Source organism: Parabacteroides sp. merdae-related_45_40 (assembly GCF_001915675.1).
The window spans coordinates 124,888-141,991 of record NZ_MNQY01000117.1 but is presented as its reverse complement, the minus strand read 5'-3'; the positions used below and the strand labels follow the sequence as shown (position 1 = coordinate 141,991).

The following is a 17,104-nucleotide window of genomic DNA, read 5'->3' as shown; positions in this document are numbered from 1 at the left end:
ACTTTATGCCGAGGCTTTTTTATCAAAGATCCTGTGCCGTCCTTATCTCGTTTTTCATCAAACGTTCATGCAGGCCGTTTGTGATTTCGGCCCAACCCTCTTCTATCCAAAGGGGATCTTTGCAACAGGCCTGCTCCCATTCGCTCAACTGCTCCATGAGTTCCCGTGCCTTCTCCGGCTCGGAAGATAAAAGATCGTGCATCTCTTCCACGTCCTGATCCATATTATACAGGACGGAATCGACACCACGAGTAATGATCAACTTGTACGAACCGGAACGGATGGCCCGTGTATCCATCTTACGCCAGAATAAGGCTTCATGCGGATTACCGCTTTTTTCCCCGGAAAGATACGGCAACAGGGAGACACCGTCGATCGGCTTGTGCAATCCTTCTTCCGGAATGTCCAACGCATCCACCACTGTGGCAAAAATGTCCAGCGAAGAAGTCAGCCCGGTGAAACGTTGGTCCCGCTTGAAACGATCGCCCCAAACGACAAAGAACGGAACCCGTTGTCCGCCTTCGAACTTATTTCCCTTGAAGCCTTTCAACGGAAGGTTGGAGGACTGGTTGGTCGTGGAACCGCCATTGTCGCTCAAAAAGAATATAATCGTATTGTCGAACTTGCCCGCCGCTTTCAGTTCGTCCACAATCTTGCCGACACCACGATCCAGCGCATACATCATAGCCGCATACTTCTGGCGGGGCTGTCCTTCGAAACGCGCCAAATCTTCTTCCGTCGCTTCATTGGGAGAATGGGGAGCGGTAAAGGACATATACAGCATAAAGGGCTGCTCGCTCTCCGTAACAAACTGCTGTGCCTTAGAAGCCAGTTCATCGGTGAAGTAACCGTCGAAAGACAGTTTCCGCCCGTTGTGCTGGTATTGTTGCAGGCTGCCATCCTTGTCACTGGTTTCAGGATTATAAAAATAAGAACGATGGCCGGCCAAAAGCCCGTAGAACGTATCGAAGCCTTTCGCATTCGGACGCTGGGAGGGTTCGGAGCCCAAATGCCATTTTCCGATACAGCCCGTACGGTAGTCATACCGTTTCAACAAAGCCGGAAGCAATTCTTCATCGTCAGGAAGGCCATCTCCCGGCTTATCCAGGTTACATTCATATCCGTAGCGTTGTCCGTAGCGGCCCGTCAGCATCATGGATCGCGAAGGGCTGCTCACCGTCGCCGCCACATGAGCATCCGTAAAGATACACCCTTCGGCTGCCAGGCGGTCGATGTTAGGTGTCTGGATATCCGTCGCCCCCATAAATCCAAAATCCGCATATCCGGCATCATCCGCAAGCAGGATCAGGATATTCGGTCTTTGCGCCTCTTCCTCCTGTCCGGACGAGCAAGAAGCCAATCCGGTGATTGCCCCTAAAGAAACAACAAACAAACGATCTATTTTCATTTTATACCTCTTTTTATTCCCGTTTACTTCTTCTTCCGCTCGATAGGTGACGGGACTTTCTTTGCATACTTATCCCGGTCGCAAACAATCTTTCCATCCACATATTCCAATTCGGCTATCTGGATAGAGGCACGATGATAGTTCCAAGTATTTTCTTCCACTTCCATACCGTCCATTTTATACGTCCGTCCCGGATGAGTGAAATAGAAAATAAAAGCACGGTCTCCGATCACAACGACATCGCAATGCCTTCCCTGGTCGAAATCGTCCGGACGGAGGCCCGGTTTGTTCAGGATTGTCGAATTATAGGTCCAGTTAGTCGCATCGTCCGATTCGTAACAGTGCAAGCCGACATATCCCAGATTACATTCGTCGATGATGTTCCAGTATTTATTTTTCCAATAAAAGACGATCGGCCCCTCATGCGGGACATCGTCAATCTCACATTTGCCGGTTACCTTCCAAGTCGTCAAATCCTTGCTCACACCCGTATTCGTCTTGGAATCGGGAGTCTTGTACCACATCTTCCATGTTCCGTCCGGCATCTGAAACGCCGAAGCGTCGATACAACCATGTGTACCTTCTATTTCCTCCACCAGATCCCAGTTCATCAGATCCTTGCTTTTGTAAAAGACAAGCCGGGCATCACCTCCCCAGAAAGGATGAATACCGGGGATAAAGGTCACGATCATGTAATAAGTGTCCTTATGCTTGAACACATCGGGAGCCCAGAAAGTGCTCTGTCCTTGCATGGGTTCCGGCAGGTTCGCTGTCCCGACATAATACCAGTTTTTACCGTTGTTCTTGGTTGCCGCGATCCCGACTTTACTGCCATATACACAGGCCACTTCCTGCAAGTTAGGGACATTGGCACGGCGTTGCGTGTAGAACATCCACCATTCCTGCCGCTCCGCGTTCCATTCGAGCGTCGGGTCGGTAGGGCCGTCATAGATAGGACAACGGAACAAAGGAGCCGGCGCATGCTCAATGTCGAACGGCTTGTCTTGTGCAAAAAGGCTTGTCCCGTAGAACAGGACTGCCAACATATATACTATTCTTTTCATGCTATTCAGATTAGACGTGTTATACATTATATAATATATTAATAGAGCGAGATTTCCCCCAGGCCGGCACGCCCTTCGGAAACATTCTCGATTGTCAAGCGGAGATATTTCACTTCCCGGTCAACCGTCATCGGCTTAAATTCCCAGCCCGTACATTCACGCTCATACAAGAGTTCCCACCGTTCGCCATCCTCAGAAGTCTCTACCTTATGCTTATAGGAAGAACTGTCTTTCTGGAAAAGGATACGGCTAGCAGCCACGTATGTCGGACGGTCCAGCACCAAAGTGACTACCTGTGGCAACCGGTCTTCTCCGGCAATCCACCAAGTATGATCGTCATTGTCGATTATATTGGAAGCAGGATACCCGTCCTGGCTGTTTCCAACCTGAACCGACGCGATTTTCAGGCGAGGTTTCTCCAAGATACGCTTCTGCCAGGAAGAAGGTTTTACCACAACATTGTCTTCCTCTTTCCCCGTAAACAGAGCATGTTTTCCATCAGGCAGAGACTTCCCTTCAAACGGCTTCGTGCTGATTTCCTCTTCACCGGCGAACAAACCCTCTGCTGTCGCTTTCACCGTAATCTTACCGGCTTTCTTCGTCGTGCGGACAAATGCGAAACCAACGCCACCTTCCACCTTCTGAGGATTGATACCGATACGGCTGATCGTATCTCCGACCAGCACTCCTTCACCAGACACCAGAATCCGGATTTCCTGTCCAGAGTTGTAGATCAAAGAACCGTTCTTGTCACAGACCTTAAAGTAGACAGGAATCATATCCGAGCCGTCGGCAACAGGAACAATGCCATCCGTCTTAATGTCCACAACCAGACGATCGGCTTTTCCCGGAGTGCTCACACTGTGGGTTGCCACAATCTTTCCGTCAACCAGCGCTTCCGCCTTTAACGTCCCAGTTTCATATTCCCCGGCATTAAAGACGAACACCGGACTGCCGCCTTTCTCGACAATCGAACGAAACAGAGGTGTCCGTTCTTCCCGTGTCTGAGTTCCGATCAACTTCTCATTACGATAAAGACGGACTTCGTCGCAGTTGGAAAAAACCGTTATATCTGTTGTAGACGAGGCGAAATCTCCCGAAGCATTATAGGAAGCGATAAAGACCATCGGCCCTTCATACAATCCGGGTTGTGAAACTGCTTTGTCCCTCATACTCTGCAACATGAAGTAGCTGAATTTCGGATACCGGTTGATATCCACCACACCGCTATACATCGTTTCATCCTGGCTGCCCCGTGCATAGTCATTGTAGCTCCAAACGAAATGTCCACCCATATGTGGATTGGCATCCAGCATGCACCAGTCAAAATAGCCTTTACCATTCAACTGCTCGATACGGCTGCGGCACTGGCGCATCTGTTCTTCCTCGCTTTCTTTCAAGCTGACACGTGGCTTTTCGCCCACGCCATCTCCCCATTCGCGGGTAAACAACGGCTTGACTACTATAAAATCTTCCGGATAATTACTCATCACATCCCCGTCTTTCGGGAATTTGGAAACCTGTTTATAAAAGACATCATAATAGGGCTCCATTTCCGCATGCCCGAAGTAATCACCTGCCGTGTACATCTGATCGCCCGGATATTCGGCATGAGACAGTTCGAAAATCTCTTTTGCCAAAGAGACCGGATAACGGGATTCGTTCAAAGCCGTTTCCCAAAGGACAACAGAAGGATGATTCCGGTCACGGCGGATCATCTGGCGTCCGATTTCATACAAACGTTTAATAAAGGTTGAATCCGGATTATAGAACTGCCATCCGGGAATACACTCCACTACTAACAGCCCATACCGGTCACACGCCTCCAAGAAAGCCGGATCATTCGGATAATGGGCGGCGCGAACCGCATTATAACCACCCCGTTTCAGGTCGATCACATCCCGTACCTGCATTGAGTTGGAAGCCGCATCCCCAACATTGGCAAAAGCCTGGTGACGGTTGGCTCCGCGCATATACAGTTTTTCACCATTGATAAAGAATCCTTCCTCGGCCGTGTACCGGATCGTACGAATACCGATTTTCCGGGTGGTTTCGTCGAGCACTTTATCTTCCGATAATAATTGCGTACGCAAGGTATAGAGATTAGGCGTATAAGGATGCCATAAAGCAGGCTGGTTAACAATGAGGTCCTGCTCCACCGTTCTGTCCGATTGCTTGTGCAAGGTGACCGGTGTTTCAGCCTCAGCAATAACGTGGCCAACCGAATCGACCAGTTGCGAGAAAACAGACAATGTCTGATCTTTATCCGTCAAATTCCGGACATGAGTCGCAAGATGTGCCCTCGCCTTGTCTTTTGTCACTTCGGGATACGTCACAAACTGACCTCCACCGGCAACAAGATCTTCCTCTAACGGGTCGGTGATATATACTTTGTCCGTAATCACCATCCGGACATCCCGATAAATCCCACTATAATAATAGAAATCCATTTTGTCCTGCGGCTTTCCCGGAGGTGTCAGTGGGTCCGGCTCGGCAGACACCCTGACAGCCAGCACATTGTTACCGTTCCAATCGATACGGTCCGTAAGATCTGCGACAAATCCCATATAACCACCATGATGTTCCGTCACTTTTTGGCCGTTCAGATAAACATCGCAATTCGTCATCACTCCTTCAAAGGAGACGACGACCCGTTTATCCTTATATTTTGCAGGCAGTTTGAAATAACGGCGATACCAACCGATCCCGTCATAAATGGAGTTCCCGCCGCAATGTTTCATTTCCAGTTGCATGATATGGGGTAGTGCGACAGGTATCCATCCTGAATCATCCAGATCCGTCCGGCTCCCTTCCACCACATCCCCCCGATAAAAAGCCCAGTCGGTATTCATGTCCAGGACTTCCCGGCCGGAAAAGGAGATACTGCAACTTTGTCCGAATGCAGCACAAATGAACAACAAGATAAAAGAGAAAATTCGATAATGCTTCATGCTATGTTAGTGTTTTTCTGTACAAAGGAAAGGGATATATTGGAAATGATCCAATATATCCCTCTTAAAACATGATAAATATATCAGTTCTTATTAATAACCGTCATTCTGTTTCAATTGCTTGTTTTTATCAAGTGCATCCTGCTTGATCGGTAAATACCGGTTATGAGGAGCGAACGAACGGTTTTCAACTAATTCGACACCACTTATGACTGCACGTTTGTACGGATCTTTTTCATCATAATTGATCGTTCCGGTGAAGCTTTCCAAAGGAGCATTCAATACCGTTTCAGCAACCATCTTGCCACTTGCATCTTTCCAACGAAGAATATCGGCACGACGAAGGCCTTCACCAGCTAACTCGATAGAACGTTCGCGACGAATCAATTCACGCAATGTTTCTTTAGTACCATATTTACTCTGATCTACTTTCGGCATACCTACACGCGTACGAATCTGATCCAACATATCGTATATTTCAGCAGACGGGCCGTTCAATTCGTTCTCAGCTTCCACATATGTCAATAATACTTCTGCATACCGGAAAATGATCGTCTGCGCATTCGAAGACCAAACATCTCCATATTGAGACATCGGAGCCAAATATTTAGCCCAAGTCAAACCCGTCTTCGAAGAGTTGTTAGCCGTACCCGGATGATCCGGATTCGATTTACCATTCACCTCCTTATCCAATGTGTTAATGATCGTTTCTTCTCCCTTATAATTAACCCAATCCATACCCGGATAAAGAACCGTCATTGCCATACGCGGGTCACGATTTGCAAAAGGATGAACAGGATCGTAACCACTACCAGCCTCTTCTTTTGTCAAACCATTACTCATTTCATACGCATCAATCAGATTTTTGGATGGAACCATAGAAGACCAACCTGCATCCGAATTGTTATACATCGTGGCGATCATCCAATTTGAATACAGATTTTCATCATGTTGCACAGCAGCTATGATTTCTTTCGAATTCTGTCCGCTCACCATAAATATATTTTCAAAGCTCGGATCCAGTTCATACTGTCCTAAATCCATAATAGCTTTTGCAGCCTCTTTCGCACGCTGGTAGTCGGCATAATAAAGGGCTGAACGCATCTTGATAGCCAAAGCCGTACCTTTGGCGATATAACCACTTGCGGCAGGAGCATCATCTAACATCGGGATAGCAGCATCCAACTCGTCGTAGATATACTTTTTCACCTCTTCTTCCGTATTGCGGGGAACTTGTGCTTCTTCAGCTGTTTCATAAGAATCGATAATAGGTACACCACCATACTGCCAGTTCATATTGAAATAAGTATAAGCCCGGATCGTTTTCACCTGACCAATCATATTGTCTTTCTTCTTTGCATCCGCAAATTCAATATTTTGGATATTGGTCAAGAAATCGTTACAACGACGGATCATTCCAAATTTATAATAATCTGCAACTGCGTTGCTGGCAGTCATACTACCATTTCCGATATTCCGATAATTTTCATGGACATGGAAATTGAAACCGAAATCGGAAGCACAATCCCAATACAGAATACCCGTTTCATCAGCCCAACCGTCATAACAACCAATCAAAAACTTTTCAGCATCCTTTTCTGTTTGCCAAGTTGTGCTGGGAGACAGTGCGTCATGGGGAATCGTATCCAAAAAGTCCGAACAGGAAGTCCCGACCAATGCCATCCCGGCCAGCATATATACTAATACACGTTTCATATTTTATTCTTTAATTTTAATCTTAAACAATCGTTCTTATCAGAATGTCACATTCACACCAAAAGCATGTGTCTGAGTTAACGGGAAACTGGAACCGCGTTCATCTCCGATTTCCGGATCCACATTGACAAGCATATTATGGATAGTAAACAGGTTTTCTACAGAGTAGTAGAAACGTACGTTTTCAATTCCAACCGATTTGATCACATTCTTCGGAAGTGTATAACCGAATTGCAGGTTCTTCATACGCAAATAGCTGGAATTCTGCAACCAGAATGTAGACACGACATTAGATGACAGACTCGGAGATGTTACATCATAAGCCACACGTGGCATCGTTGCATCTTTGTTTTCCGGTGTCCAAGCATCCAACCATACAGTTGCCGGATGTGAGTCATCGCCACCGAAATAGCCTGTTACTTCCTGGTTGATCAAACGATGCACGCCAGCCGCGCCCGTAAACAACATGGATAAGTCGAAGCCTTTATAAGCAGCATTCAGATTCAAACCAAACGTAAATTTAGGATCTGAAGAACCTGCAAGGACGCGGTCATCAGCCGTCATTTCACCATCACCGTTTGCATCCTGATAGATCAGATCACCCCCCTTGAACTTTTTAGTTCCAAACGGATAACCTGCCTGTGTGGAATATTTATCCATCCAAGCCTGGGCTGCTTCATCCGATTCAAAGAAACCATCTGCTTTATAAACACGATATGTGTTCAGCGCTTCACCAATCTTACGAACCTTATTGCCATTGTTCGGATCAGCCGTTACACCTCCGGCATCCAGACTCAAACCTAAATCCAATAATTCGTTTTTGTTGTACGAGAAGTTTCCGGTTGCACCAAACGACCAATCACCCCATTTGTTGTTGTAGCTCAGAATCACTTCAACACCTCGATTGGACATTTCACCTACATTATCTTTATAAGCATCCAAACCAAATTCTGCCGGAACCGGAACATCCATGATAATACCTGTTGTCCTACGGTCATAGTAGTCAAATGTCACATTGATCTTGTTATTGACTGTCGCATCAAAACCAAGTCCCCATGTACGAGATTTTTCCCAAGAGATAGAAGACAACTTATATGCTTTCTGATAATACCCCGACTGCAAAGCACCTCCTAACGGATAACTTGCATCTAGATTATAGGTATTCATCCAAGGATAATAATCTGTCAATGCATCTTGATTACCCAATAACCCCCATGATCCGCGAATCTTCAAGTTGTTCAACCAATCTTTCGTATTTTCCATGAAACCTTCTTCACTAATACGCCATGCAGCAGAGAAAGAAGGGAAATATCCCCAACGATTACCATCAGCAAAACGGGAAGAAGCATCAGAACGGATATTACCTTCCAACAAATATTTGCCGGCATAATCATAGTTAATACGTCCGAACCAAGAAATCATCGCCAACTCACGTGTATAGCCATTGTTCTTCTGAGTAGCAGCATCTCCAGCCGCGATATCGGTCAGATCATTAGTCGGGAAATTCTTACGGAACTGCTGGTTATAGGTATAGTCATACTTTTCTGTATGCCAACCTGCCATTGCTTTCAAACCGTGTTCACCGAATTGTCTGTCAAAATTCAACAATGCATCAAAGTTTGCACGATGCCAACCGGTAAAACGTTCTTCCAAACGATTCGGTTCTGTTTCCTTATTCGGATTGTACTGAATATATTTTTGAAATGCACGATAGTGTTGTTGATTGTTAACATAAGAACCCGTCACTGTTGCAACTAAACCGTCGATGATTTTATAATCGGCAGACAGGGTACCAGAGAAATTCTGATTTTTACGGTCAACAGTTTGGTTAACATCCAACCACGCAAGTGGGTTACCATCTCCAATAGTACCATAAGTACCGTCTTCAGCACGACCTACAATCCACGGAGCAATACGGTTCAACTGACGGATAATCTGATCAGAGCTGGCAGCACTATTCGGATCACCAGTTTCACTTATACCAGATGTATAAGAAGAAATTGGGTCGGAATAGTCATTCTTGATATATGCCAAATTCAAACGAACCGTCAATCTGGAATTCAGCTTCAGATCCAAATTTGTACGAGCATTAAATTGCTGTCTGTCCGCATTCGGTAAAATACCGGTCTGTCCCAAATAGCCGACAGATCCCATATACTTCGCATTATCCGTACCACCGCTCACACTTACATTATGAGAATGCTGTACACCGGTTCTATAGGCTTCATCATACCAATCCGTGTTAGGAGAAGTACCATTTCTGAAATTCTCAATATCAGTTTCATTGAAACGGGGATTCAAGCCTTCATCGATCATAGACTGGCTATACAAGCGCGCATAGTCATAAGAGCTGATACGGTCAATCATTTCCGTCGGTTTCTGGAAACCTACATATCCATTATAAGAGATACGTGGTTTACCTGTCTTACCACGTTTTGTCGTAATCAAGATTACACCATTTGACGCCTTCGAACCGTAGATCGCAGCAGAAGCAGCATCTTTCAATACGGAAATACTTTCGATATCGTTCGGATCGACCGAGTTCATCGTTCCGGTTTCGATACCATCCACCAAAATATAAGGATCAGCCGTGTTTAATGTACCAACACCACGCACGCGAATCGTACCACCATCCTGTCCGGGACGGCCACCGCCGGAAGTAACCTGAACACCCGGCATAGTACCTTGCAATGCGGTAGAAACGTTCTGAACCGGGCGATTTTCTAACGCTTTGCTGTCAATCTGTGCAACAGCCCCGGTCATGTTCACTTTCTTTTGTGTACCGTAACCGACAACTACGACTTCTTCCAGTTTCTGAGTATCTTCCATCAGATTCACAGTCAAAGTCGCTTGTCCGGTGTACTTGATTTCCTGTGTTACATAACCGATGAAAGAGATTTGAAGAACATCACCGCTATTCACTTCCAAAACAAAGTTACCGTCCATGTCAGTAACCGTACCGTTCGTCGTACCTTTTACGACAACTGAAGCACCTGCTACGGGGCCCAGTACATCATTAACTGTTCCTTTCAAACTTTTCTGTTGCTGAGAAATACCAACTTTAGGAGTTGCTGTCTCATTAGCTGCGAACACTGTTCCTGAGGAACATAAAGCAGCAGACAACAGCAAAAAGCTGACTGGTCTTGCAATTTTCAACATACTAATTGTTTTTTGTTTAATAATAATAGTCACTATATGAATAAGATCCAAGGAGGTGATAACCACCTTACTTATAGATTCTTTACATTCATGGTATGATTCCTAACATCTGTCATACATTTGCCATGCAAATGAGAACATAGTTCTTGTAGAACTACGTCCTTTGACGGGGCAAATGTAATACATTTATTTATTATCTTGCATGTTTTTTTAGAAAAAATTAGCAAGAATACTATTGAATATATTTTAATACCGTTTTTATACATTGAGACAAATATATTAAAATATTTTACTAATACAAATGATATTAATCATTATTTTCTTTTACCACCTCTATTCTTTACCCTAAATCCCTTGAAAATTCGACAATATGGTTGTATTGTGCAAGATGCATGAATCCATAGTTTGTTTCATATATATCCCGAAGCTCTCAGGAATTTCAACCAAGTACACATCTTAAAATGTTAATTAACAATTAAGCGTTTCCGAGTGTTATTTTCTAAACCTATCAGATTTTCTTGCTTTTTTCTATATACTTATTGTATAGATCTAAATTTATGTGGATAGATTCTAATCAATAATTTAATTTGCTATGTAATCGTCTGCTTCCCGCTATATATATTACTTTGGTTATAAATAACTGATAAATAGCATGATGGGATAAATATTTCCACATATTAAAGTAATCTGTCTATTAGCTGAAGATTGTATACTTTCCGGTTGATAATCATAGACCACATAACTTACTAACATCAACAGATTAATTACTAGGAAAATCTGGTTTACTCCCAAGGTTTTCTACAAGAAACAGACTGGTAATTCTGATGTTTCAGTACAAATTCGTATAACTTAATCATAGTCCTACAAGAACTTCATACAAAAAATCCTCATTTTTGCCTATACAGCTTTATATTTCTTACAATAAGTCATAGTCCTACAAGAACTACACATGTGCAAGCATAAACTTTGACCCTAATTACTAAAAATAAGCAAGTAAGTGTGAGCTGTAGAAGAAAACAGATCCTCTTAAAGCCTATTATATCTAACTATTATTAAACAAAAAACAATTAGTATGTTGAAAATCGCAAGACCAGTCAGTTTTTTGCTGTTGTCTGTAGCCCTTTGTTCATCAGGGGTGATATTTGCCGCCAACGAAACTACGACTCCCAAAGTTGGCATTTCTCAGCAGCAAGCAAGTTTGAAAGGTGTCGTTGAAGACGAGTTCGGCCCTGTAGCAGGAGCTTCGGTAGTTGTAAAAGGCACTACAAACGGTACTGTTACCGACATGAACGGTAATTTTGTCCTGGAAGTAAAAAAGGGAGATGTAATCGTTATCTCATTTATTGGTTATTTGACCCAAGAGATCAAATACAATGGAGAACAAACGATCAAAGTCAGTCTGAAAGAAGACACCCAAAAATTGGATGAAGTAGTCGTGATCGGCTATGGTACCCAAAAGAAAGTAAACCTCACCGGTGCCGTTGCATCTGTCGGCTCCGAAGAGCTGAAAGAGCGTGTCAATACGGACGTGTTGGCTTCCGTTCAAGGACAGGTACCGGGGGTAACCATTATCAACCGTCAAGGTTCCATCTCCATCAACATGCGTGGTCGCGGAAACTTGGGGACTTCTTCCCCTTTGTTTGTCATTGACGGAGCAATAGCAGATGCTACATTCTTCTCCAATTTGGACCCGAATTCCATCGAAAGCGTTTCTTTTCTGAAGGATGCCGCTTCTTCTGCAATTTATGGTTCTCGTGCTGCTTACGGTGTTGTCTTAGTCAAGACCAAAGACGGTAAGGAAGGTGATGTAAAAGTGACCTATGATGGAACAGTATCCATGAAGATCGCAACATACACTCCAAAAGTTTTAAGTTCGGAATGGTATGCTCGTTTGAGCAATGAAGCGGCATTCAATGAAAATCCGAATGCAGAGATGCCATATTCGGATGAAGAGATCGAAATGTTCCGTAACGGAAGTAACCCAGATATGTATCCGAATACAAACTGGTATGATTTAGTGCTGGACGATTTAGCAGTCATGACAAAGCATTCCGTTAGCGTAAGCGGAGGAAACAAAGTCAAATATTTCACCTCATTAGGGTATATGTATGATGACAAATTTACCCCCGGAGCTTCCGCCAACCGATATAATATGACCACCAACCTCTCATCCGATATAAACTCATGGTTGTCTTGGCGTTCAAACTTCAAATATATCCAAAACACAAACAATACAGAAAGCGGAGGTATTGGATATACAGAACTTCTAACCGTTCCGTCTACATATGTAGCTCGTCAAAGCAATGGAGAATGGGGTAGTTACGAAGGGGGCAATCCTGCAGCGCTGGTAAATATGCAACGTAATCCACTACGTCGCTTGGAAGAAGGGGGATGGAACAACAACAAATCACAAAATACATTGATCGACCTCGCCCTCGATATTAAACCAGTTAAAGGATTGACACTGACCGGACAAATGATCTATAAGGCATATGACTATAAAGGTAAAACATACGAAGCCAATAGAAATAAAATCAAAGATTTCGTAACCGGCTCAGAATTGAACGGTACGGATGTGACCGCTTCCAAGATGACATATGACTGGAACGAAAATAGTCGTTTGACCTACAATGGTTTGGCCAATTATAATTGGAGCAACGAAAACCATAATATAAGTGCATTAGGAGGTGTCTCATACGAACATTACAAATACCAACAACAAAAATCATGGCGCCGCAATTTCCCAACCAACGGTATGACGGGTATTAATGGAGGTTCGAGCGCACCCAGCGACATGAGCACGGAAGGTGATGTTTACGAAGATAAATTAATGTCTTACTTTGCCCGTTTGAACTACTCGTTCAAAGACAGGTATCTGTTGGAAGCCAACTTTCGCGCAGATGCTTCTTCCCGTTTCCACAAAGACAATCGCTGGGGTTTCTTTCCTTCGTTCTCTGCCGGATGGCGTATTAACCAGGAAAGTTTCATGCAAGATGCCAGTTGGATCGATAATTTGAAATTGCGTGCTTCCTGGGGACAGTTAGGTAATATCAATAACGTAGGACAATATGATTATTTTGCGACCTATGTACAGGGTGGAAATTATAACTTCGAAAATACGATCGTCAGCGGTATTCGAGAAGGAAAGCCAGCTAATCCTGGATTAGGTTGGGAAACCGTAACGATTACCAATGTCGGGGTTGATTTCGATATTCTAAACGGACTTTTCAGTTTCACTGGTGAATTCTACGACAAACAAACCAAAGATATCCTACTATCTTATCCGAGTCCAGCAGAAGTCGGTATCAATAGTGACTATAAAGTTTCGCAAAATATCGGTAAAGTAAGTAACAAAGGTCTGGAATTCAACATATCTCACAACAAAACCATTGGAGATTTCTCTTATACGGTTGGTTTTAATCTGTCTAAAAACTGGAATAAGGTAAAAGATTTAGGAGCAAACGATCCGATGATCGAAGACCCTTGGATTAAGAAAGTGGGTTATGCTATCGGTACATTCTACGGTTTCCGCTCAGACGGTTTATTGACACAGGAAGACATCGACAATGGCAACTACATAACAGACGGCATTACCCCGCAGGCTGGAGACATTAAATATGTAGACTTGGATGGCGACGGAAAACTGACCGATAAGGACAGAGACTATCTGGCTTGTGACGTTCCCGATATTACATACGGCGTTAATCTAAACTTACGTTACAAAGGTTTCGAATTAAGTATGTTCGGACAAGGTGTGACTGGAACAATGGTTCGTTTCTATCAGGAACAGGCTTGGGCTTTCTCTGATAATGCCAGTCCACGTGAATTTCACCTGAAACGCTGGACCGTTGATAACCCCGACCCAAATGCAGCTTATCCTCGTATCTATCCGCGTACAAGTGCACACTCTACTTTCAACAATAAGTTCTCCGATTTCTGGTTGTTCGATTCTGATTATTTCCGTATCAAAAATATCACATTCGGATATAATTTCAATAAACACCAAATTCAGCATTTAGGTGTCGATGCTTTGAAACTTTACGTATCGGCTGAAAATCCATTTACAATCCGTGCAGATCACCGCATGGAAGACTTTGATCCGGAAACACCGTCCGGACGTGGAACAGACACCCGCGGAACTTCTTCTATTTCACTTGGTGTAAACTTAACATTCTAACAAAAAGCAAAATGAAAACAGTTAATAATATATTCAAACATACGTTCTTCTGCCTAGCTCTGGGAACAACAGTTTGCAGTTGTGACCTGGATGTCGAACCGACTTCCAGCATTGCAACAGAAACATTCTGGACATCAGAAAAAGATGCATGGTATAATCTGAACGCTGTTTACTCAGCAAGCATTCCCGGCGCAGCTGTTCACAGCGATTCGTATACGAACGATGCATACTGCCAATATTCATGGGAATCGAACGGAGCTATTTATCAGCAAAACGGCCTCAGTGCTCTATATGACGAAGGCTATAACTTCGAAACAGTCCGCAAACAAAACATTTTCTTGCAGGAAATAGAGAATGTTCCGATGGATGAAGATCTGAAAACACGGTTCAAAGCGGAAGTCCGAGCTATGCGTGCATGGACTTATCTGAACTTGACAACAACATTTGGTAAAGTTCCTTTGATCACCGATGTATTGTCATACGATGCTCCCAACATTCCTCGCGACGAAACAAGCAAAATCCGTGAATTTATTCTCAACGAACTAACTGAAGCAGCAGCTATCCTTCCGGAAAAATATGCAGGCAGTTATCCGAACGAAAAAGGACGTATGACCAAATATGCAGCTTTAGCCGTAAAAGCAAGAGCAGCCCTTTATTTCGGCGACTATCCGACAGCAGAAGCAGCAGCCAAAGAAATCATGGATAAAGGAGGTTTTTCATTATTCCAAGTCAGCGAATTGACCGAAGCACAAAAGAAAGAAGCTGAAGAAATGGAATTATACATAGATTTTGACAAATACGGTATCGACCGTGACAAATTTATGAAAGGCATGTTCAGCTACGAATCTTTATGGCATACGGAAAACGGGAACCCAGACAATCCGGAATATGTAATGACTCGTCAATATACTGCATCCAGTTGGGACTACCAAGATATGACACGATACACAAGCATCCGTCCGAATCAATTAGGAGGTTGGTCTTCTGTGACTCCGACACAAAATCTGGTCGACGCTTACTGGACAGTAGACGGCAAAACACCGTCCATTCCCAGTATCGAAAAGCGTATGAATGCTTATAAAGTTATCAAAGGGGATTTGGACGAATATAAAGCTCCTGCAGGAGAAGCCAAATTTATTTCTTTTGCATCCGGCCTTATCAACAGTGGAAAACTGAAAGATTACGAGTACATGCAGGAATTCCGCAATCGTGATAGCCGTTTATATGCCTCCATCCTATTCCCCTTCAAAGGTTGGTATGAGACAAACTACGGTACAAACTTCATCTATGAATGGATCAAAAACGGGAATAATGAATCCAAGACTGGTTTCAACTTCCGCAAAATGTCACCGTTGGAAAATGATGCGAATAATGACGGACAAGCAACCGGCGATTATCCCTGTATCCGTTATGCCGAAGTACTGCTGATCTTTGCCGAAGCTCATACCCAGACAACAGGTTTCGACGGACAGACACAGGCTGCCTTGAATCAGCTTCGTGATCGTTGCGGTATGCCAAACGTACCGACAAGCCTCGGCAAGGAAGATGGATTGGCTTTGATCAAAAACGAACGTCGCATCGAACTGGCTGGTGAAGGTTTGCGCAGCGACGACCTAAGCCGTTATGGCGATGCTTATTGGAGTGCGCAGATGAACAATGTTCCTATCTCCACACCGGATGGCGAAAAAGTCATCACGATGAAATGGGATAGCCGGATGTCGCTGAGACCTATTCCCCAAACAGCAATCGACTTGAACCCTCTACTGGCAACAGATCAGAATCCAGGTTACTAACAACCGATACTCTCTATTAAAATAAAAAGAGGCTTCTAAAATCATTTAAATGAATTTTAGAAGCCTCTTTGTTTCATAAAAAGTTTCAAGCTCAAAAAGAAATTCATAAAGAGTAACCAATAAATAATTATAGTCCTGTTATTAATGACAATTATCGTATAAATTGTTATCTTCGTCCCCAAATTAACTACAAATACTAAATATTCATGAAGAAAAAAAGTCTAACTTTATTAGTGGCAGCAACGCTTGCCAGCAGTGTATTATTCTCATCATGCATTGGATCATTTGGGTTGTCAAATAAGCTGTTGGATTGGAACAGAAATATCGACAGCAAGTTTGTAAACGAGTTAGTATTCGTTGCATTCTGGATTGTTCCGGTTTATGAAATCTCTGCATTAGCCGACATATTGGTTTTAAACTCGATTGAATTCTGGAGCGGAAGCAACCCTGTTGCAGATGCCGGTACGGTAAAAACAATCGAAACCAAAGACGGCACGTATGCCATCGAAACCCAAAAAGACGGCTACCACATCCAAAAAGAAGGAGAAGAAAAAGCGGTCGATCTGGTTTTCAATGAAGCAGACAAGAGCTGGAGCGTAGAAGCAAACGGCGAATCGACCAAACTGCTGAAGTTCACAGGTGACGACGAAGTTGTCATGTACCTTCCCGATGGCAAAGAAATGAATGTAGAACTGAACCAGGCAGGCGTACTTGCTTTCAAACAGGTAGCCGAAGGTTATTCTTTCTACGCAGCAAGATAAAAAAGTTGAAAGTTGAAAGATGAAAGTCAAAGATATACTCTCTTTCACTTTCAACTTTCACTTTTCAACAGACTA

The 17,104-nt window shown here is 43.7% G+C and carries 8 protein-coding genes; 3 read left to right on the top strand and 5 right to left on the bottom strand.

From position 1 onward, the window contains the following. Positions 1-22: 22 nt before the first annotated feature. The 5 genes from BHV83_RS15570 to BHV83_RS15550 all read right to left on the bottom strand — a co-directional run bounded on the left by BHV83_RS15570 (position 23) and on the right by BHV83_RS15550 (position 10,298). Positions 23-1,408: a sulfatase family protein gene (locus tag BHV83_RS15570; protein WP_195485387.1), complete on the bottom strand. Its 1,386-nt coding sequence runs from the start codon at positions 1,406-1,408 to the stop codon at positions 23-25. A gap of 23 nt (positions 1,409-1,431) precedes the next feature. Further along, entirely contained in the window at positions 1,432-2,472 is a 1,041-nt protein-coding gene (locus tag BHV83_RS15565) for a glycoside hydrolase family protein (protein ID WP_046451983.1), read from the bottom strand. A gap of 38 nt (positions 2,473-2,510) precedes the next feature. After that, entirely contained in the window at positions 2,511-5,423 is a 2,913-nt protein-coding gene (locus tag BHV83_RS15560; RefSeq protein ID WP_286757729.1) for a glycoside hydrolase family 2 protein, read from the bottom strand. A gap of 93 nt (positions 5,424-5,516) precedes the next feature. Then, on the bottom strand, positions 5,517-7,139 hold the full coding sequence (locus tag BHV83_RS15555) for a RagB/SusD family nutrient uptake outer membrane protein (RefSeq protein ID WP_005648613.1): 1,623 nt from the start codon (positions 7,137-7,139) through the stop codon (positions 5,517-5,519). Positions 7,140-7,178: 39 nt separating this feature from the next. Then, positions 7,179-10,298 carry a SusC/RagA family TonB-linked outer membrane protein gene (locus BHV83_RS15550; RefSeq protein WP_286757728.1) on the bottom strand — a complete coding sequence of 1,040 codons (3,120 nt, stop codon included), beginning with the start codon at positions 10,296-10,298 and terminating at the stop codon, positions 7,179-7,181. Positions 10,299-11,370: 1,072 nt separating this feature from the next. Between BHV83_RS15550 and BHV83_RS15545 the strand changes: the two genes are divergently transcribed. The 3 genes from BHV83_RS15545 (at position 11,371) to BHV83_RS15535 (ending at position 17,029) form a co-directional block, all read left to right on the top strand. Further along, a complete protein-coding gene (locus tag BHV83_RS15545; protein WP_286757726.1) occupies positions 11,371-14,475 on the top strand; it encodes a SusC/RagA family TonB-linked outer membrane protein in 3,105 nt (1,034 codons plus the stop codon). A gap of 11 nt (positions 14,476-14,486) precedes the next feature. Further along, positions 14,487-16,268 carry a RagB/SusD family nutrient uptake outer membrane protein gene (locus BHV83_RS15540; RefSeq protein WP_005641247.1) on the top strand — a complete coding sequence of 594 codons (1,782 nt, stop codon included), beginning with the start codon at positions 14,487-14,489 and terminating at the stop codon, positions 16,266-16,268. A 206-nt stretch (positions 16,269-16,474) separates the two neighbouring features. After that, entirely contained in the window at positions 16,475-17,029 is a 555-nt protein-coding gene (locus BHV83_RS15535; RefSeq protein WP_005641250.1) for a DUF3332 domain-containing protein, read from the top strand. The last annotated feature ends 75 nt before the right edge of the window (positions 17,030-17,104 follow it).